Origin of the sequence: Bradyrhizobium sp. AZCC 1719, assembly GCF_036924525.1 — a bacterium.
GTDB lineage: Bacteria > Pseudomonadota > Alphaproteobacteria > Rhizobiales > Xanthobacteraceae > Bradyrhizobium.
In genome coordinates, this window is the sequence record NZ_JAZHRU010000001.1 from 2799036 (window position 1) to 2818542 (window position 19507).

Annotated in this window: 18 protein-coding genes and 1 pseudogene; 14 read left to right on the forward strand and 5 right to left on the reverse strand. The window is 63.9% G+C overall.

Annotated features, from left to right (window positions below; genetic code table 11):
- Positions 1 to 96: 96 nt before the first annotated feature.
- From V1292_RS13315 to V1292_RS13345, 7 genes are read left to right on the forward strand one after another with little or no spacing between them, the layout of a single operon-like run.
- On the forward strand, positions 97 to 1272 hold the full coding sequence (locus tag V1292_RS13315; RefSeq protein WP_334373063.1) for an acyl-CoA dehydrogenase family protein: 1176 nt from the start codon (positions 97 to 99) through the stop codon (positions 1270 to 1272).
- Between the two features lie 41 nt (positions 1273 to 1313).
- Entirely contained in the window at positions 1314 to 1709 is a 396-nt protein-coding gene (locus tag V1292_RS13320; RefSeq protein ID WP_334373064.1) for a RidA family protein, read from the forward strand.
- Positions 1710 to 1762: 53 nt separating this feature from the next.
- Positions 1763 to 2890 (forward strand): cupin domain-containing protein, encoded by a 1128-nt coding sequence (locus V1292_RS13325; RefSeq protein ID WP_334373066.1) that lies wholly within the window; start codon positions 1763 to 1765, stop codon positions 2888 to 2890.
- Between the two features lie 10 nt (positions 2891 to 2900).
- Entirely contained in the window at positions 2901 to 3812 is a 912-nt protein-coding gene (locus tag V1292_RS13330; protein WP_334373067.1) for a fumarylacetoacetate hydrolase family protein, read from the forward strand.
- Positions 3813 to 3821: 9 nt separating this feature from the next.
- Positions 3822 to 4469 carry a flavin reductase family protein gene (locus V1292_RS13335; RefSeq protein ID WP_334373069.1) on the forward strand — a complete coding sequence of 216 codons (648 nt, stop codon included), beginning with the start codon at positions 3822 to 3824 and terminating at the stop codon, positions 4467 to 4469.
- A gap of 47 nt (positions 4470 to 4516) precedes the next feature.
- The gene (locus tag V1292_RS13340) at positions 4517 to 5608 is read left to right on the forward strand and encodes an NAD/NADP-dependent octopine/nopaline dehydrogenase family protein (protein WP_334377036.1); all 1092 of its coding nucleotides are present in this window, start codon (positions 4517 to 4519) and stop codon (positions 5606 to 5608) included.
- Positions 5605 to 6582, forward strand: a complete 978-nt coding sequence (locus V1292_RS13345; RefSeq protein WP_334373071.1) for a 3-hydroxybutyryl-CoA dehydrogenase — start codon at positions 5605 to 5607, stop codon at positions 6580 to 6582. The genes V1292_RS13340 and V1292_RS13345 overlap by 4 nt, the downstream gene beginning before the upstream one ends.
- 308 nt (positions 6583 to 6890) lie before the next feature.
- Here V1292_RS13345 and V1292_RS13350 read toward each other — a convergent pair whose 3' ends face one another.
- Entirely contained in the window at positions 6891 to 7826 is a 936-nt protein-coding gene (locus V1292_RS13350) for a LysR family transcriptional regulator (RefSeq protein ID WP_334373073.1), read from the reverse strand.
- Between the two features lie 96 nt (positions 7827 to 7922).
- Between V1292_RS13350 and V1292_RS13355 the strand changes: the two genes are divergently transcribed.
- The 3 genes and pseudogenes from V1292_RS13355 to V1292_RS33850 all read left to right on the forward strand — a co-directional run.
- A complete protein-coding gene (locus tag V1292_RS13355) occupies positions 7923 to 8798 on the forward strand; it encodes an aldo/keto reductase family oxidoreductase (protein ID WP_334373075.1) in 876 nt (291 codons plus the stop codon).
- Between the two features lie 80 nt (positions 8799 to 8878).
- Positions 8879 to 9796 carry an alpha/beta fold hydrolase gene (locus tag V1292_RS13360; RefSeq protein ID WP_334373077.1) on the forward strand — a complete coding sequence of 306 codons (918 nt, stop codon included), beginning with the start codon at positions 8879 to 8881 and terminating at the stop codon, positions 9794 to 9796.
- Positions 9797 to 9886, forward strand: a pseudogene (locus V1292_RS33850) (IS5/IS1182 family transposase); the annotation flags it as partial.
- 71 nt (positions 9887 to 9957) lie between these two features.
- Here V1292_RS33850 and V1292_RS13365 read toward each other — a convergent pair.
- From V1292_RS13365 to V1292_RS13380, 4 genes are read right to left on the reverse strand one after another with little or no spacing between them, the layout of a single operon-like run.
- Entirely contained in the window at positions 9958 to 10671 is a 714-nt protein-coding gene (locus V1292_RS13365) for an ABC transporter ATP-binding protein (protein ID WP_334373079.1), read from the reverse strand.
- On the reverse strand, positions 10668 to 12437 hold the full coding sequence (locus V1292_RS13370; protein ID WP_334373081.1) for a branched-chain amino acid ABC transporter ATP-binding protein/permease: 1770 nt from the start codon (positions 12435 to 12437) through the stop codon (positions 10668 to 10670). Before V1292_RS13370 ends, V1292_RS13365 begins: the two co-directional genes overlap by 4 nt.
- The gene (locus V1292_RS13375) at positions 12434 to 13477 is read right to left on the reverse strand and encodes a branched-chain amino acid ABC transporter permease (RefSeq protein ID WP_334373083.1); all 1044 of its coding nucleotides are present in this window, start codon (positions 13475 to 13477) and stop codon (positions 12434 to 12436) included. Before V1292_RS13375 ends, V1292_RS13370 begins: the two co-directional genes overlap by 4 nt.
- Positions 13478 to 13515: 38 nt before the next feature.
- The gene (locus tag V1292_RS13380; RefSeq protein ID WP_334373085.1) at positions 13516 to 14664 is read right to left on the reverse strand and encodes an ABC transporter substrate-binding protein; all 1149 of its coding nucleotides are present in this window, start codon (positions 14662 to 14664) and stop codon (positions 13516 to 13518) included.
- A gap of 139 nt (positions 14665 to 14803) precedes the next feature.
- On the opposite strand from V1292_RS13380, the gene V1292_RS13385 reads away from it, so the two are divergent.
- From V1292_RS13385 to V1292_RS13400, 4 genes are all read left to right on the forward strand, one after another.
- Positions 14804 to 15640: an alpha/beta fold hydrolase gene (locus tag V1292_RS13385; RefSeq protein ID WP_334373087.1), complete on the forward strand. Its 837-nt coding sequence runs from the start codon at positions 14804 to 14806 to the stop codon at positions 15638 to 15640.
- A gap of 494 nt (positions 15641 to 16134) precedes the next feature.
- Positions 16135 to 16932 carry an aspartate/glutamate racemase family protein gene (locus tag V1292_RS13390; RefSeq protein WP_334373089.1) on the forward strand — a complete coding sequence of 266 codons (798 nt, stop codon included), beginning with the start codon at positions 16135 to 16137 and terminating at the stop codon, positions 16930 to 16932.
- 137 nt (positions 16933 to 17069) lie between these two features.
- The gene (locus V1292_RS13395) at positions 17070 to 18248 is read left to right on the forward strand and encodes a thiolase family protein (protein ID WP_334373090.1); all 1179 of its coding nucleotides are present in this window, start codon (positions 17070 to 17072) and stop codon (positions 18246 to 18248) included.
- Positions 18245 to 19486, forward strand: coding sequence for an SDR family NAD(P)-dependent oxidoreductase (locus V1292_RS13400; RefSeq protein ID WP_334373091.1), 1242 nt, complete (start codon positions 18245 to 18247; stop codon positions 19484 to 19486). The genes V1292_RS13395 and V1292_RS13400 overlap by 4 nt, the downstream gene beginning before the upstream one ends.
- Positions 19487 to 19507 lie beyond the last annotated feature (21 nt).

Below are 19507 nucleotides of genomic sequence, written 5' to 3' on the forward strand. Positions count from 1 at the left end.
CGTTCGCTTGACAGGATATTTTAGCCATGAAACATTATTGAGGCCGCGCGTTGCACTTGGCGGCGTGCGCAAAACCGGCCTTTGCGGGAGACTGACATGACTCCGGTTTCGCCATTACGCGGGCCGTCGCGCGAACACCTCGCGTGGCCGTTCTTCGATTCCCGCCACAGCGAATACGCTGCCGCGCTCGACGCATTTGCAGCCGACCTTGGCGATACGCATGGCCATGACGTCGACGAAACCTGCCGTTCGCTGGTACGCCAGCTTGGCGCCGCCGGATTGCTGGAGGCATCGGTCGCAGGCGATCGGCCCGATGCGGTGATCGACTCTCGGCTGATCTGTCTCGCCCGCGAAACGCTTGCCTGGCATAGCGGGCTCGCCGATTTCGCATTTGCGATGCAGGGACTTGGAACTGGTGCGGTGGCGATTGCCGGTTCGCCCGAATTGCGCGCGCTGGTGCTGCCGAAGGCGCGGCGGGGCGAATGGATTGCCGCCTTTGCGTTGTCGGAGAAGGAGGCCGGTTCCGACGTCGCTGCCATGGGCTGCAGCGCCCGCCGCGAAGGCGACCACTACATCCTCGATGGCGAGAAGACCTGGATCTCCAACGGCGGCATTGCCGACGTTTATACGCTGTTTGCGCGAACCGGCGAGGCGCCGGGTGCGCGGGGCATTTCGGCCTTCGTGGTGCTGCCGGATGATCCCGGGTTTTCGATCGCCGACCGTATCGACGTGATGGCGCCGCATCCGCTGGCGACGCTGCGTTTTGATTCTTGCCGGATCCCGGCGGCGCGGCTGTTGGGTTCGCCGGGCGAAGGTTTCAAGATCGCCATGCGCACCCTCGATATCTTCCGCGCATCGGTGGCGGCCGCCGCGCTGGGCTTTGCCCGCCGCGCGCTCGATGAGGCGGTGGCGCATGCCCTGTCACGGCGGATGTTCGGTGGCGTGCTGGGCGACCAGCAATTGACGCAGGCAGCCCTCGGCGACATGGCCGCAGGCGTCGATGCCAGCGCGCTTCTCACCTACCGCGCGGCGTGGCGGCGCGACGTGCAGAAAGCTTCCACGACCCGTGAAGCAGCAATGGCCAAAATGGTCGCAACCGAAACCGCGCAGGCGGTGATCGACCGCGCCGTACAGATGTTCGGCGGCCGCGGCGTGCGCTCGGGCGAAGTCGTTGAGCAGCTCTATCGCGAGATACGCGCGTTGCGCATCTATGAAGGCGCGACCGAAGTCCAGAAACTCATCATCGGACGTGATGTCCTGAAGGCGGTCTAGCCGAACGGCCGTTCAGTCGCGTCCTGCTACGGGAGTATGAAATGTTCGAGGTCTTGCAACCACCCGGTTGGGCCAAGCCGAGGGGGTACGCGAACGGCATCGCCGCGCGCGGCAGGATGATCTTCGTCGCCGGCCAGATCGGCTGGAACGAGCAATGCAAGTTCGAGTCCGATGATCTGGTAGATCAGATCAGCCAGACCCTGAAGAACGTCGATGCGGTCTTGCGCACCGGCGGCGCTGCGCCCCAGCATGTGGTGTCGATGACCTGGTTCCTGCTCGATCGCAAGGAATACTCGGCGCGTCTGAAGGAAATCGGCGTCGTCTATCGCGACGTCATGGGTCGGCACTTTCCGGCCATGACGGCGCTGCAGGTATCTGGGCTGGTCGAGGATCGTGCCAAGGTCGAAATCCAGGCGATCGCAATGATACCTGACTAGATGAACTGACAACGCGACGCCGAAGGCGGCGCCAACCCCCACAGGAGGGCGACATGGCAACGAAAGCGCGTGAAAACCACCGGGAAGATGTGGCCGGCCGGGCCAATGTCGAGGATACTCCTGAACTGCTCGCCTACTATGACGAACTCGAACGGCTGGAGGCGGGCGCACTCTGGACGGTCGCGAACAAGATCGAGCCGTGGCAGCCCAAATCGTCCTCCGTCCCGGTGCTGTGGCGCTATGAGGACCTCCGCGCGCACGTGCTGCGTTCCGTCGAACTGGTGTCGCCCGAAAAGGCCGGGCGTCGCGTCATCTACCTGAGCAATCCCGGACGCCGCGAGCACGCCGCCGCGGTGGGCTGGCTCTATTCCGGCCTGCAGGTGATGCACCCGGGCGAGGTCGCATCTGCGCATGCCCATTCGGCCTCCGCGCTCCGCTTCATCATGGAAGGCGAGGGCGCCTATACGATCGTCGACGGTCACAAGATGACGCTCGGTGCCAACGACTTCGTGCTGACGCCGAATGGCACCTGGCACGAGCACGGCGTCTCCAGCGACGGCACGCCCTGCATCTGGCAGGACGGCCTCGACATTCCCCTCGTCAACACGCTCGAAGCCAACTTCTATGTGGTTCACCCCGACCTGCAGCAGAGCGTCGGTTATCCCGTCGACGACATGACGCACGCCTGGGGCAATGCCGGCCTGCGCCCGGCGGGCGCCGAATGGTCCAAGGGATATTCGCCGCTATTGAAGTATGAATGGGCCCCGACCTACGAGGCGCTGCAGCGTTACGCCAGGGCCACCGACGGCTCGCCCTATGACGGCGTCCTCATGAACTACGTCAACCCGGTGACCGGCGGCCCGGTAATGCAGACGATCGGCGCGTCGATGCAGATGCTGCGGCCGGGCGAGAGCACGCGCGCGCATCGTCACACCGGAAGCTTCATCTATCAGGTCGCCAAGGGGCGCGGTCACTCGATCATCGACGGCAAGCGCTTCGACTGGAAGGAGCGGGATATCTTCTGCGTTCCGTCCTGGGCCTGGCATGAACATGTGAACGCCTCTGGCAGCGAGGACGCCTGCCTCTTCACCTTCAACGACCTGCCGGTCATGCACGCGCTCGGGCTCTATCGCGAGGAAGCCTTCGGCGACAATGGCGGCCGCCAGCCACTCGTAGCCTAGGAGAGCAACAGTGCGTCTTGTTACCTATCGCAGCACCGTTGAAGCTGCCGCGCGTCTCGGCGCGGTTGTCGGCGATCTCATTGTGGACGTCGAGAAATTGGGCCAGCATACCGGGGTTCCCCTTCCCTCATCGATGCTCGACTTCATCGATCTCGGACCGCCGGCCTTGGCGGCGCTCAGGAACATACTGAACGAGGGCACGAATATGTGGCCAGTCGGCGCTGCGTTGCCGCTCGCAAACGTCAGGCTGCTGGCGCCGATACCGCGTCCGCGCAAGAACATTTTCGGCATCGGCCTCAACTATGTCGAGCATGTTGCGGAATCCTCGCGCGCCCTCGATACCGCAAAAGACCTACCCAAGCAGCCGATCATCTTTTCGAAGCCGCCGACCAGCGTCATCGGACCGGACGAAGCCATTCATCACAACAAGGCGATCACGCAGCAACTCGACTGGGAAGTCGAGCTTGCTGTTGTGATTGGACGAACCGCGCGGCGCGTGTCCGAAGCCGAAGCGCTCGGCTTCGTGTTCGGCTACAGCGTGATGATCGACATCAGTGCCCGCGACAACCGCCGTGCCGGACAGTGGATCTACTCCAAGGGGCAGGACACCTACGCGCCGTTCGGGCCGTGCATCGTCACGGCGGACGAAATCACCGACCCGCATGCGCTCGATCTCTGGCTCACGGTGAACGGCGTCGAGAAGCAGCGCTCCAACACGCGTCACATGCTGTTCAAGGTACCGCTCCTGATCGCCGACATTTCGGCCGCGATGACGCTGGAGCCGGGCGACATCATAGCGACCGGCACGCCCGAGGGCGTCGGCGCCGGCCGCTCTCCGCAGGAATGGCTGTGGCCGGGCGATGTGGTGGAAGCCGAAGTGACGGGCATCGGCCGTCTGCGTCATCCGGTGGTCGCGATCTGAGAGGCTGGCATGATCTTCGACATGGAGACGCTGGAGGCGCAGAACCGCTACAAGATATTGACGGCCACGGTGACGCCGCGGCCGATCGCCTGGATCACCACGCTCTCCGCGAGCGGCGTGATCAATGCCGCGCCGTTCAGCTTCTTCAACGTGATGGGGCATGAGCCGCCCACCGTCGCGATCGGACTTCTGGCGGGTTCGCAGCGATTCAAGGACACGGCGGCGAATATCCTCGATACCGGGGAATTCGTCGTCAATCTCGTCGCCGAGCGCAACGCCGAGGCCATGAACATTACCTGCATCGATGCGCCGCCCGAGATCGATGAATTGGCGCTGGCCGGACTGACCCCGGCGGCCTCGCAGGCGGTGCGCCCGCCGCGCATCGCGGAATCGCCGGTGTCATTCGAGTGCCGGGTGCTCACGTCGCTGGTGACAGGGCCGCGCCAAACCGCCGTTATCGGTCGAATCGTTCGCGCCCATGTCGACGATGCGGTAATTCTGGACAAGGAGCGCTGTCACATCGATACGCAGGCGCTGCGTCTGATCGCCCGCATGCACGGCAGCGGCTGGTATGCGCGCTCTACCGACCTGTTCCAGATCGATCGGCCGAGCTGGGCGACGTGGCAGCAACAGGACGTCAAGGCGGAACCTGCGTGACAGGATTGCCGATACGCGTGGCGACGAAGCGGAGGACACCTGTGAAGATGAAGATCGCAGTGTTGGGTGGAGGAAACGGTTCGTTTGCGGCCGCCGGGGACCTCGCGTTGACCGGTCACGAAATCCGGCTGTGGCGGCGAAATCCCGGAGATGTCGACGCACACCGTGCGCAGGGCGGCACGATCACGGTCATCGATCGATCGGGCCGCCGCGAGGCGAGGCTGGCTGTGATTACGTCTTCGATCGCGGAAGCGATCGACACTGCCGATCTCATCCTTTGTCCGGCGCCGGCTTTTGCGCAAGGCGCGATCGCCGATCTGGCCGCACCGCATTTGCGCGACGGCCAGGTCGTGTATTTGCCGCCGGGCACATTTGGCTCCTACATCTTCGCCCGTGCCGCCCGCGATGCGGGCAACCGTGCGGAGGTTGCAACGGCGGAGACCGGAACCTTGCCGTGGCTGGCGCGCAAGCAAGGTCCTTATGCGGTCCGTATCTCGGGCAGGGGCGCCCGATTACCAACCGGTGTGTTTCCGAAGCGCCTTGCCCCGCACGCGCTTGATGTGATCGAGCGCGTGTTTCCGAATGCCATCGAGCCATGCGGCGATGCGCTCTCGGCGGCGCTGATGAATGCCGGCCCGATCATTCATCCGCCGCTGATCACCATGAACGCTGGCCCGATCGAACATTTCGACAAATGGGATATTCACAAGGAAGGAACGCAGCCGGCGATACGCCGCGTCACGGACGCGCTCGATGCCGAGCGCATCGCCATTCGCGAGGCGCTTGGTTATGGAAAGCCGCATTTTCCCCTGGCCGATCACTATTCGCGGGATGGTGAGCCCTGGATGTATGCGCGCGACGCGCACGAGCAGCTCACGGATTCCGGCGATTGGTCCGAACGCCTCATTCTTGTCGAGCACCGCTACATGCTGGAGGATCTGCGTCTCGGCCTGTCGTTCCTCGCATCGGTCGCTGATCTTGCAGGCGTGCACACGCCGCTGGTCAAGGCGTTCCTCGCAATCGGCTCTGCCATCACCGGCGAGGATTTCTCGGTGACGGGCCGGAGCTTGTCCTCGCTCGGCCTCGGCAATCTCGACCGGACCGCGTTGCAAAATCATCTCGCCGAGGGTTTCCGATGAAGCCGGTGATCGGATGCCTCGGTGCCGGGCGAATGGGGCGTGGGATTGCGGTCGTGTTCGCTTTCGCCGGTCACCAGGTCATCGTCATCGATTTCAAGGAACGGGAAGCCTCGGCATTCGAGGTGTTGGCAACCGAAGCCAGGGCGGAAATCCGCTCAACGCTTGAGATCCTCTCGCGCATCGATCTGCTCCCGTCAGAGCTTGTATCCACGATTGCCGAACGGATCACGGTCGTGTCCCGGGAGGAGGCGGCCACGGCGTTGCCGCGCTGTGATGTCATCTTCGAGGGAGTGCCGGAGATCCTTGAGTTGAAGCAGGCGGCGCTGGCCGAAGCCTCGCGGCTGGCGGGCGAGGGTCCGATCATCGCCTCGACCACCTCGACGATCCTGGTCGACGATCTCGCCGGATCGATCGAACATCCCGGTCGCTTCCTCAACGCGCACTGGCTCAATCCCGCATACCTCGTGCCGCTGATCGAATTGTCTCCGGGGCAGCTCACCTCGCCGGAGACAACGGCGCGGATGAAGACGCTGCTCGAAGGCATCGGCAAGGTGCCGGTGGTCTGCGCAGCGCGTCCGGGCTTCATCGTTCCGCGAATCCAGGCGCTGGCAATGAATGAAGCTGCCCGGATGGTGGAGGAGGGTGTCGCCTCGGCGGAAGATATCGACAGGGCCGTGATTTATGGTTTTGGATTCCGCTTCGCGGTGCTCGGCCTGCTCGAGTTCATCGACTGGGGCGGCGGCGATATCCTGCATCACGCCAGCCGCTATCTGGTCGAGGCGCTCGGCGACAGCCGCTACGCCGCGCCGCCGATCATTGCCGCCAACATGCGCGAAGGACGCATCGGCATGAAGACCGGACAGGGATTCATGAACTATGAAGGCGTCGACCAAGCCGCCTATCGCGAGCAGCGGCTGGCGGCCTTTGCTTCGGCGCTGCGGGCCTTGGGACTCGCGCGCGAACCCGTCGCGTAACGCGCGCTGTCCTAGTTAGCTAGCTAGGGCATGCACTCATTAAGCGGTTCGCCGACTGGGGTCCGGTCTCACCCTCAACAGCGGCCCAAGAGCGGAGATTCTCCCAAGTCGCAGATGGGCCAAGAGCCGATCTGCGACCGGCCTGAGCACGCCCGGGGCACGACTACTCGTGGAATTGCTCCGGGGTATTGGCAACGATTTCGTGCCGATCGACTGTCTCACGTCGCGCCCGCATGGCGTCTGGATTCGCTTCGAGCCGTCTCTGAACCCTCAAAATGTGAGCGCTTCGCTGCTGGCGAACGCATTGGCTACGCGGTGGGCATCGCTCCATGCGGTGAGTGCGACGGTTCATCCCTTACGAAGTCGATGAACGCGCGCAACGGCGCCGGCACGAGACGTCGGCCAGGATAGTAGAGAAAGGGACCCGAAAAGCTTTGCCACCAGGGTTCGAGGACCGGCTCGAGCTGACCACTGGCGAGATAGGGACGCAGCCAGTCCTCGAAGAGGGTGACAATGCCGGTACCGGCGATGGCCGCGGCGACGGCGAGATCTGTCGCCGTCCCGACGCTGACGAGCAGCGGTCCTTTGGGTTCGACGCGAACGATTTCGCCCTCTCGTTCAAACTCCCACGGGGCCACCATCGCACCGGACGAAAAACGACCGCCAAGACAAGCGTGGTTAAGGAGGTCGCGAGGATGATTGGGCCGGCCGTGGCGATCGAGATAGTTTGGAGAGGCAGCGGTTGCGAAGCGCTGAACGCGAGGTCCGATTGGAATCGCGATCATATCCTGCTCCAGACGCTCGTCGTATCGGATGCCAGCATCACAACCCGCGGCCAGAACGTCGATGAAATTACTCTCCGCAATGACTTCCAGCCGAATGTCTGGATAGGCGGCGAGGAAGCGGGGCGCGATGGTGGGCAGCACGAGGCGCGCCGCGCTGACGGGTACGTTCAGTCGCAGCATGCCCGCAGGCCTGTCGCGGTAGTTGTTGACGACGTCGACGGCAGCTTCCACCTCGGCGAATGCTGGTCTTAGCCGGTCGAGGAGCCGCTGCCCCGCCTCGGTGGGCACCACGGTCCGCGTCGTTCGGTTCAACAACCTGACGCCGAGTTGCGCTTCCAGCCTGGTTACCGCTTCGCTGAGTCCTGACGCACTGGCCCCGCTCGACCGAGCTCCGTCGCGAAAGCCTCGGGCCCGCGCGACGGTCACAAAAGCGCTCAGTTCACCCAGATCGATTTTCACTGTTCGCTTCTCCGAACGACCCGTTCGGATTGTACCCAGTTATCGAGCACGCGGGCAACGTCTACCTACCGACCATTGGTTTCATGGAGATGACCTATGCCCAACACCGACCCAACCGCTAGCTTTGACCTCGGAGACCGCCGCGTAAAGCGGCTTGGCTACGGTGCCATGCAGCTTGCTGGCCCCCACGTGTTCGGTCCGCCCAAGGATCGCGCCGCTGCATTGGCTGTCCTGCGAGCGGCCATCGCCTCGGGCGTGAACCATATCGACACAGCCGACTTCTACGGCCCGCATGTCACAAACCTGTTGATCCGTGAGGCGCTGCACCCCTACCCCAAGGATCTCGTCATCGACACCAAAATCGGGGCTCGGCGTGGCGCGGACGCTTCATGGAATCCGGCCTTCTCGCGCGAAGAGCTCACCCAGGCGGTCCACGACAACTTGAGCAATCTCGGGGTCGACGCACTCGATGTCGTCAACTTTCGCGTCATGATCGACCGGCATGGCCCGGCCGAGGGCTCGATCGAAGCGCCGCTGAACGTCTTGGCGGATCTCCAACGTCAGGGCCTGCTAAGGCATATTGGGCTGAGCAACGTGACCGCCACACAGGTCGCGGAAGGACGCAAGATTTGCAAGATCGTCTGCGTGCAGAACCAATACAATCTGGCCCACAGGTCTGACGACTCCTTGATCGACGACCTTGCCCGGGACGGCATCGCCTACGTGCCGTTCTTTCCGCTCGGCGGGTTCACTCCCCTGCAATCGTCCACTCTAACCGATGTCGCTGCCCGCCTTGGTGCAACGTCGATGCAGGTAGCGCTTTCTTGGCTGCTTCGACGGGCGCCCAACATCCTCCCTATCCCCGGCACCTCGTCCGTCGCGCATCTGCGCGAGAATCTCGCCGCAGCCGAACTCGATTTACCGGATGATGCAATGGATGAGCTGAATGGCCTTGCCGGCAGCCCCGGTTGAGACGGTTTCCAGGCGCAGCATGGTGCCAGTGCTGCCTCATGGCAAATTGGGGCCGACAGTATGAAAATGGAAAAACGCTCATGGACATCGGACGTCGCAATGCCTTCAAGACCCTGGCCGGCGCTACCCTCGCCGCCGCAACCGCCCCGCGGGCTCTCGCACGTTCTGGCGAGATTGAATCCCGGATTGCCCGCTTGAATGGCTGCGACATTCATTATCGGGTCGCGGGTTCCGGTCCCACCGTCGTGCTGCTCCACGGGTGGCCGCAAACGTCCTTCGCATGGTTAGGCGTGATGCACAGGCTGGCCGACCGATACCGCTTGATCGCGCCCGACATCAGGGGCACCGGCCTCTCGGAGAAGACAGTCTCTGGATACGACAAGCGCACCATCGCCGAGGACGTCCGGCAATTGATCCAACTGGAAGCGGACGGTCGCGCGCATCTCGTCGGTCACGATATGGGCGGCAAGGCGGCGCTTGTCCTCGCCCTACTGGCGCCGGAGTCCGTCTCGAGGTTGGTGCTCGTCGATTGTTCGGTGCCGGGCACGGAGAACATGGACCCATCGCGCGGCGGCCTGTGGCACTACGGGTTCCACATGGCGCCCGAGATTCCGGAACTTTTAACGAAGGGCCGCGAACGCGACTATATCGCGGCTCAGATCAAGTCATGGTGTCATCGCAAGGACGCGGTGACGGACGAGGCGATCTCCGAATACGCCTCGCATTACGCGAAGCCGGGCGGGATGACGGCCGGGTTCAACCTTTATCGGGCGCTCAAGACCGACGCCGCCCTGGTGGCTTCGTTGAGCGATCGCCGGCTTGTCATGCCGGTGATGACCATCGGTGGTCGCCACAGCGTCGGCGACAAGCTCGCCCAGCAAGTCGCGCCGCGCTGCGACCGACATGTGGGCGTCGTCATCGAGGACAGCGGTCACTTCGTTGCTGAGGAAGCTGAGAGTACGTTCTGCGACCACATCGTCCGGTTCCTCAGCGCCTAAGCACTTGACGACTTACATCATACCGCTGTGCGAATGATCGACACGTCGATTGTTCGCGTGCATCAGCACGGAGCTAGATCTAGTCGTTCGGATGATGCGAGGCCCCATTTCTACTTTGCATGGGGTTGTTTTCGCAATTTTTGGTCCCGCTCTTCGTTGCTCTAGTGCCCGCCTAGATAGGCTGCGATCAGCTTCGGGTCGTGGATCAGGGTGTCCGCCGGCCCCGACTGGATGATCTCGCCGGTTTCCAGCACATAGCCATAGTCTGCGGTCTCCAGCGCGGCGCGGGCGTTCTGCTCGACGAGCAGGACCGACACGCCGAGGCTCCGCAGCGAGGCGATGGTGCGGAAGATTTCCCGGACGATGAGCGGCGCAAGGCCGAGACTGGGTTCGTCGAGCACCAGGAGTTTCGGCTTCGCCATCAGCGCGCGCCCAAGCGCCAGCATTTGCCGCTCGCCGCCCGACAGCGTGCCGGCGGCTTGCTTGCTGCGCTCCTTCAGCCGCGGAAAGCGGTCGAACACATCGTCGAGGCTTTTGCGCGTCGTCGAGCGATCGCGCAGGCTGTAGGTGCCGAGCAACAGATTGTCGGCGACCGACAGATCGGCGAACAGCTCGCGTTTCTCGGGCACGAGGCAGAGACCACGCTCGACGCGTCCCTCGACGTCGATCCGCGCGAGATCGTTGCCTTGAAAGACCATCCGTCCGGTGGACTTCAGCAGACCGATGGCGGCCATCAGCAGCGTCGTCTTGCCGGCGCCGTTCGGCCCGATCACGGTCACGATCTGACCTTGCTCGACGGAAAGCGAGACGTTCCGCACCGCCTCCACCTTGCCGTAGGCAACCGACACATTCTCGATCGAGAGCATCTGTGTCACGCGACCCCTCCAAGATAGGCTTCCTGGACGCGGGCGTCGTTGCGTATTGCCGCCGGTTCGCCTTCGCAGAGTTTTGAGCCGAAATCGAGTACGACGATGCGGTCGACCAGCGACATCACGAACTCCATGTCGTGCTCGACGAGGAGGATCGTCAGATGGTCGGCGCGAAGCGACCGCAGCAGTTCGGCCAATTTAAGCTTTTCCTGGCGGCGCAGACCGGCCGCCGGCTCGTCGAGCACGAGCAGTGTCGGGTCGGCTGCGAGCGCGCGGGCGATCTCGAGCACGCGCTGATTGCCGAGCGGGAGGTTGCCGGCGAGCTCGAACGGCTTGTCGCCGAGCCCGACCCGCTCGAGCTGCTGCAACGCCTCGTAGCGTGCGCTGGCCTCTTCCGCCTGATTCAGGCGGAGCGCGCCGGCGAGCAGGCCGGTCTTGGTGCGCGAATAGGTGCCGAGCAGCACGTTGTCGAGCAGCGTCATGCGCGGGCGCAGCTTGACGTGCTGGAAGGTGCGGGAGATGCCGGAGCGAGCGATGTGGAATTGTTGGTCGTGGGTGATCGAGCGTCCCGCGAAAGCGATCTCGCCGCTGTTGGCGCGCAGCGCCCCCGTGAGCAGGTTGAACATCGTGGTCTTGCCGGCGCCATTCGGCCCGATCAGCCCGAGGATCTCGCCGGACCTCACTTCGAAGCTGACATTGTTGACGGCGACGAGGCCGCCAAACCGCCGCTGCGCGCCACTCACTTTAAGAAGAAGCGTGCCGGGCGCCGGCTGCTCGCGGCGCGGCAGCGGGCTAGCCGGTTGCGGACGGGACAGCTTCACGTCGGGCAGAAAGCCCGCGAGAAACGGAACGATGCCTTGCCGGGCGCGCTGCAGGAACAGGATAAAGAGCGCGGAGAATGCCACGATCTCGAGCTGGCCGGAGGCGCCCTTGGCGATCAGCGGCAGGTAATCCTGCACGGTGTTCTTCAGGAGCGTAACAATCGCAGCACCGACAACGCCGCCCAAAATGCTGCCGGCGCCGCCGACCATCGCCATCATCAGATATTCAATGCCCATGATGGCTTCGAACGGTCCGGGGCTCACGAAACGGCCGAGATGGGCATAGAGCCATCCCGATAGCGCGCCGAGGAACGCGGCGATCACGAATGTCACCAGCTTGATCTGGAAGGCGCTGATGCCGAGGCTTTCGACCAACGTATTGCCGCCCCGCAGCGCGCGCATCGCGCGGCCGATGCGGGAGTCGAGAAGGTTGTAGCAGAGGAGGAGGACCGCGACGACGATCGCCCAGATCAAGAAATAGATCTGCCGACTCTCCACCAGCGCGAACGGGCCGATCGAGATCGGCGGAATGCCGGAGATGCCGTTATGTTGGCCGAGCCCCTGGATGTTGCCGAACAGGAACGCGATCGCCAGTCCCCAGGCGACCGTGCTCAGCGACAGAAAGTGACCTCCCAGGCGCAGCGTCACGAAGCCCAGGATTGCCGCGATGCTGCAGGTCAGGACCACGGCCAGCACCAGTCCGAGCCAGGGCGAATAGCCGTTCAGCGCTGTGACCCACGCTGTTGCATAAGCAGCGACGCCGACGAAAGCGGCCTGGCCGAACGAGACGATGCCGCCGACGCCGGTCAATAGCGCGAGCCCGATGGCCGCAAGCGAGTAGATGCCGATATAGTTCAGCAAGGTGATGCTGAACGGACTGAGCACAAAGGGCGCCGCCACGAGGCAGGCGATCGCCGCGGCAATGATGAGGCGAATCTGCTGCAGCGTCATTCCTCGACTTCCTCTTCGGAATGGTGCGAGGCGAGCGAGCGCCAGAGCAGCACGGGAATCAGCAGCGAGAAGACGATGACGTCCTTCAGGGTGCTGCTCTGGAACGAGGCGAAGCTTTCGAGAAGGCCGACGCCGAACGCGCCGAGCGCAGCCCCCGGGTAGCTCGTCATGCCGCCCACGATGGCGCCGACGAAGGCTTTCAAGCCGAGCAGGAATCCGGAGTCATAGAAGATCGTGTTGACCGGCGCGATCAGAATGCCGGAGACGCCGGCCATTAATGATCCCAGCAGATAGGCGATCGTCCCGGCACGCGCCGGCCTAATGCCCATCAGCCGGGCGCCGGTCCGGTTCAGGGCGGTTGCGCGCAGCGCCTTGCCGATCAGCGTGAAGTCGAAGAACAGAAACAGCAAGCCGCTGAACACGAGCGCGGCCGTGAGGATCAGCACCGTCTGTCCGGAGACGTGCACCCCGGCGATCTCCATTGCCATCGACGTCAGCGGCTCGGTTCTGACGCCTTCGGGGCCGAAGAACAGCAGGCCAAGTCCGACCAGCGCGAAGTGGAGGGCGACCGAGACGGTCAGCAAGAGGAGAACAGAGGCATCCGCGATTGGGCGAAACACGATCCGGTCCAAGAGTGGCGAGATCGGCAGGATCAAGAGCAGCGCCAGCACGATCCGGAGCGGCATCGGCGGAGCAAAGCGCATCGTCAGCCAGACGGTCCCGACGACGATCAGGGGTAACACGAGATAGAAGAGGAGGGCCTTCGGCACCGCGCGAAGCTCGCCGGCGCGCGCCAGCGAGACGACTTCCATCAGGCAGGCCATGCAGGCCAGCACGACAACCAATCCGATGGTTCCGGGAAGCTGCTTGGCATCGAGCGCGGCCAGCGTCAGCGCCGTGAACGCCGCGATGTCGCCGAACGGAATGAAGATCACCCGCGTCACGGTGAAGATCAGCACGGTGCCGATCGCCACCAGGGCGTAGACCGCCCCGGTGGCTATTCCGTCGATCGCAAGGATCGCTGCGATGTCTGCCGTCATGCCCTCAGTCGTCCTTCCGTGTTACGCGTCGGCACCGCTCAGGGCTGGTAGGTCCAGGCGCCATTGACCAGGCGAACGATCACCAGCGCGCGCTCGTCCACGCCGTGATAGGCACCGGGCTTGAAGTTGTAGACGGCGTGCACGCCCGAGAGCTCCTTGGTGTTGAGGATCTCGTCGCGCAGGGCCTTGCGGAATTCGACGGTGCCGGGTTTTGCGGTCTTCAGCGCGCGCGCCGCCGCTGACGTGAAGATCATCCAGCCGTCGAAGGAGTAGGCGGAGAAGCCGTCCGTGCTCGGGAGATTGTTGGCCTTCTGGTAGGCGGCGCGGAATTCGAGCGCGAGCTTCTTGGCGAAGTGATTGTCGGGAAGTTGCTCGGCCACGATCACCGGACCGGCGGAGACCTGAATGCCTTCCGCAGCCTTGCCGCCGACGCGCACGAAATCGGGATTGACCAGTGCGACCGTGCCGTAGGTCTTGCCTTTGAAGCCACGTTCCCCGAGCGCAAGCAGCGGCAGCGCGCCCTGCGTGCCCGATCCGCCGATCAGCACGGCATCCGGACGCACGGCAAGAACTTTAAGGATCTGGCCGGTGACCGACGTATCGACGCGCGCGTAGCGCTCGTTGGTCAGCACCTTGATGCCGTCCTCGGTTTCCACCGCCTTGGCGCCGTTGTAGACGAGATCGCCCCAGGCATCGGAAAAGCCGATATAGCCGATGTTCTTCATCGCGTCGCGCTTCATGCGATCGGCGACGACCTTGACCAGCAGCGAAGCGGGCTGCGGAACGGAAATGCCCCATTGGTCGGTCGGATTGGGCTGTCCGATGACCGGGGAAACGGCGATCATCGGCACCTTCAGTTCGGTCGCAACTGCCATCATGGCGATGGTCGATGGAGCGGTTGCGGTGCCGATCAGGAGATCGACCTTCTCTTCCTCGATGAGCTTGCGCGCGTTGCGGGTTGCGGCGGAGGGATCGGAGCCGTCGTCGAGCTGGATCAGCTTGATCTTCTCGCCGTTGACCTCGTTCTTGTATTCCATAGCAGCCTGGATGCCGCGCCCATATGGGATGCCGATCGAGGAGCCGGGTCCACTGAGCGACGTCACGAAGCCGATCGTGATGTCGGCCTGTGCAGTCGAGGCCGCGACGAGGCCGCCGAGGAGGGCAGTCAAACTCAACATCTTGCGCATTGCATTCCCCTTGGTTGAAAACAGCCGAGACCTGAGCGAGATGTCAGCATGGATCGGGTCGGACCAGCACGATCGATGCCGTGATTGTCGCCGAAACCCGGCGCGGGTCCGGTCCCCGCCTCCGGATGGGAGTTATGAAATGAGCGTCAGCAACGTCGGTTCCAATCTCGAGCGCCGCTTCGTCATGACGCGTCTTGGCCGCATCCATGTCGCTATGGCAGGAACCGGGTTTCCCGTTCTCCTGCTGCATCAGACGCCACGCTCGTGGGACGAATACCGTGATGTGCTGCCGCTGCTCGGCCGCGATTTCCGCGCGATCGCAATGGATACGCTCGGCTTCGGAGATTCCGATTCCCCTGCCGCTGATCCTTCGATTGAACTGTGGGCCGAAGGGGCCTTCGCGCTGCTCGATGCGCTGGAAGAGCCGCGGGCCGCGATCGTCGGTCATCACACCGGCGCGGTGATCGCGGTCGAAATGGCCGCCTCGGCGCCTGCGCGGGTGAGCGCACTGGTGCTCTCGGCCTGTCCTTTTGTCGATGGGACGCGCCGGGCCACGCATGACGGCATGCGTGTGATCGACGAGGTCGAGGCGCGTACCGACGGCTCTCATCTCACCGAGCTCTGGGCGCGCCGGCAGCCGTTCTATCCCGCTGATGATATTGATTTGCTGCAGCGCTTCATGATCGATGCGTTGCGGGCTGGCGAGATGGCGGCGGAAGGCCATCGGGTGGTGAATCGCTATCGGATGGAGGATCGTCTGGGAAGCATCCAGTGTCCCACGCTGGTCATTGCTCCGACAGCCGATCCGCACGTTCATCCCGCGGCTCCGAGAGTTGCTGGAGCTATCAAGGATAGCATCTTGCGCGAGCTCTCAGGAGGCATGGTGCCGCTTCCCGATCAGATGCAGGAGGCCTTCGCCGGCTTGGTCAGCGATTTCGTCGCCGCCGAGGCGGCCAGGGGCGGGAACGGCACCTGAAGCGCCGGATCCAACCGCGGCGGATGCGAACCCGTCTGCAACACCTGCTGTTCCGAGGTCGATAATCTCAGCCACGATTGATGACCTTTATCAACGCAACTACCAATGCGACGCATGCCCGCACAGGGTCGATGCCCGTCAATTGTTTAAAGCCTAAAGTATTTATCGGCCGAACGTCAATACGCCGGCTTGGTGGCTTTGCGGAAAAGTTGTGGCGGCGCGTGCAAGCGCGAAAGCTGAATTCGCCTGTGCAAAAGCGTGAGGCGCTCTCTGCCTGTCCTTTCGGCAACTCGATCTCGTCGCGCGCAGATGTCGTCGGAAAGCCGTTTAATTGACGCGAAAATTATTTTGTGGTTGAAATATTTCAATCGATGGAATGGCGCTAAGCTATCTCGTGCCTTCACATCGACCGACTTGTGCATATCGTCAGTCCTCTCAGACTGCGTGGATTGAGGATCGATCGGCACGCGTCGGCTGCGAACGGGATATCCGCTGTGCGCATCTTCTGGCAGAGCTTCGTCGACCAGGCTACGAGCGCGCCCTACATGGCGCGGCTTGCGGCCTATCTGAACGAGATCGCGGCGCCCGGCACCAGCGTCCACGTCGAGGGCATCACGCCTGCCGACCGCGACTTCGGCCGCCTCAGCGAATTCCGTTGTGCCATTCAGGCGGTCGACAACGGACTCGCAGCGCAGGAAAACGGCTTCGACGCCTATGTCATGGGCCACTTCCAGGATCCGGGATTGTACGAACTGCGTTCGGCGCTGACGATTCCGGTGGTCGGCGCCGGCGAAGCCACGCTGCTTGCGGCCTCGCAGCTCGGCCGTCGGCTCGGCCTTGTCACGCTCGATGCCGCCTTCGAGGTCTGGCATTATGAGCAGGCCGATCGTTACGGGCTTTCCGGCCGCGTGGTGCATGTTACCGGCATGGGCTGTCGTCCGGAAGATTTCAGCGCCGCGTTTGCAGGCGATGCGGCGGCGAAGGCGCGCATGCTGAGCGACTTTGCAGCCTGCGCGCAGCCGCTGGTCGATCGCGGCGCCGACGTCATCATTCCGGCCGGCGTGTTGCCCGGTCTCCTGATTGCGAGCGAGCGTGGCTTGAGGATCGGCTATGCGCCCGTGGTGAATTGCGCGGCGGTCGCGCTGAAGAGCGCCGAGATGTGGGTGCAGTTGCAGCGTCTCAACGGCACCGAGCCGAGCCGCGGGCCGAGTTTTGCGCTGGCCAATGACCGTGCCCGCCGGGATTTCCGCGCCACCGTGGCGCGCACGCCCCACAAACCGAACAGCGCTTGAGGACAAGACATGCTGCAGCCCGACAGGATCTTGTATGAAGCCGAGGTGACGGCGACCGGCCGGCGCGACGGCAAGGTGACGAGCGACGACGTCAAATTGACCGTACTCTGAGCGGCTCACAGGAATCCGGCGGTCCGATGCAGAGCTCCATCCGAACACCTTACGATCGGGTCGTGATGGCAGTTCCGGTGACGGTCCCGTACGTGCGCTACTCGATCGAGAGCGCGCAGTGGTGGATCGGCCGCGCGCTGAAGGCGCTGGTCGATGGCGCCGGAATCACACCGCGCGACATCGACGGCTTCTGTGTTTCGAGTTTCACGGCGGGGCTCGACAGCGGGATCGGGCTCACCCAGCATTTCGGCCTCTGTGTGCGATGGATCGACACCATTCCGCTCGGGGGCGCGAGCGCAATTGCCGCGCTGCGCCGCGCGGCGCGGGCGGTGCAGGCGGGCGACGCCCGCATTGTGGCCTGCGTGGCTGGAGATACCAACCACGTCGATTCCTTCCGCTACACGCTCGAAAACTTCTCGCGCTTCAATCAGGATGCCGTCTATCCCTATGGCGCCGGCGGCGCCAATGCGAGCTTTGCATTGATCGCGCGCAACTACATGCGAACGTTCGGCGCCCGGCGCGAGGATTTTGGCAAGATCGCCGTCGCCCAGCGCAGCAATGCGCTCCGCAATCCCAACGCGCTGATGAAAGCGCCGCTGACCATCGAGCAGTACATGTCGGCGCGACCGATCGCCGATCCGATCCATCTGTTCGATTGCGTGATGCCGTGCGCCGGCGCGGAGGCGTTTCTCGTGATGGGCGAGGATGTCGCCGGTTCCCTGAACCTGCCTGCCGCCAAGATTCTCGCCACGATCGAGCGCCACAATGCGTTCGGCGACGACCCTGTTCAGGTGCGGGGCGGATGGGCGCTGGACGTCGATGAGCTCTACGCGATGGCCGGCGTCAAGCCTGACGATCTCGACTTCGTCGAGACTTACGACGATTACCCTGTGATCTCGATGATGCAGTTCGAGGACCTTGGCTTCTGCCGGAAGGGGGAGGGACCGGACTTCGTTCGGCAGCACGATCTCACGATCGACGGCACCTTCCCGCACAACACGTCCGGCGGTCAGCTCTCGGTCGGGCAGGCCGGCGCGGGCGGCGCCTATCTCGGCGTAGTCGAGGCGCTGCGCCAGGTTCTCGGCCAGGCCGGTCCGACGCAGGTTAGGGATGCACGTGTCGGGTTGGCGTCGGGTTTTGGAATGATCAACTATGATCGTGGCCTCGCTTCGGGTGCGGCGATCCTCGCGGGGCCAGGCGCATGATCGAGCCGATCCAAAAACCGCGCCGGAAGAATCCTTTACAGCGGACGCGGCTGCCGACATCGCCACCGCGCGCACGCAGCCGCGCCTCGCACGGGTTCACGCGGGCCGCCGCCGAGGGCCGCTTCATGCTGCAGCGCTGCGGCGCCTGCGGAACGTTCTGTTATCCGGCGCGCGATGCATGCCCTGCATGCCTTTCCGCCGATCTCGCCTTCACGGACGCGCCGCGGCGAGGGACGCTTTTGTCCGAAACGACACTGCATGTCCCGGCGGACGTGCACTTCCGCGAGCGCGCGCCATGGCGCATCGGCCTGGTTGCGATGGAGTGCGGGCCAACCCTCGTGACGCACCTGCACGCCGATTGCGAAGAGGGCGGGCCGGTCGTGATGTCGTTCCAACTGGACAAGAGCGGACAGGCCGTGGCCTTCGCACACCCCGAACGTGAGACCTCCAACATGACGGACGACAGGCAGTGGCGTGAGATGACCGCCGATCCAAAATTCCGGCGCGTTCTGGTGACCAACGGGCGCAGCGTCGTCGGTCAGGAAGTGGTGGCTGCGCTGAAGACAGCCGGCGCGTCGATCGTGTTCGTCGGCGTCGCCGAGCCGTGGAAGCCGTTTCGCGGCGAGGATGCGCTGCGCGCCATGGAGGGCGTCGAGATCGTGCCGCTCGATATCGGCGATGAGAAGTCGGTCGCAGATCTGGCGGCCGACATCGGCGGCAAGGTCGATATCCTCGTCAACACCACCGAATATGTCCGCGCCGGCGGGCTGCTCGATCGTCAAGGCACCAGCGCCGTGCGCGACGAGATCGACCAGAGCTATCTCGGCTTCGTACATCTGGCGCAGGCGTTCGGACCGGCGATGCGGATGCGCGGCTCGGATGGCGTCAACAGCGCTGCCGCCTGGGTCAATATCCTGTCGGTCTATGCGCTCGCGAACTGGCCGGTGTTTGGCGCCTATTCGGCGTCGCAGGCCGCCTGTCTGTCGCTGTCGCACTGCCTGCGGGCGGAGCTTCGGTCCGGCGGCGTCAAGGTGGTGAACGTGTTCACGGGTCCGCTCGATACCGAGTGGTTCCAGACGGTGCCGCCGCCGAAGGTGGCGCCACGCGCGGTGGCGAGTGCGATCGTGTCGGCGCTCCAGCGCGGGCTTGAGGATGTGTTCGTGGGCGATGTCGCCGAAGACATTCGCCAGCGCCTGGCCGCCAACCCCAAGGCAGTCGAGCGTGAGCTAGGGGCGTAGGCGGGCTTGTTGAGAACGGGA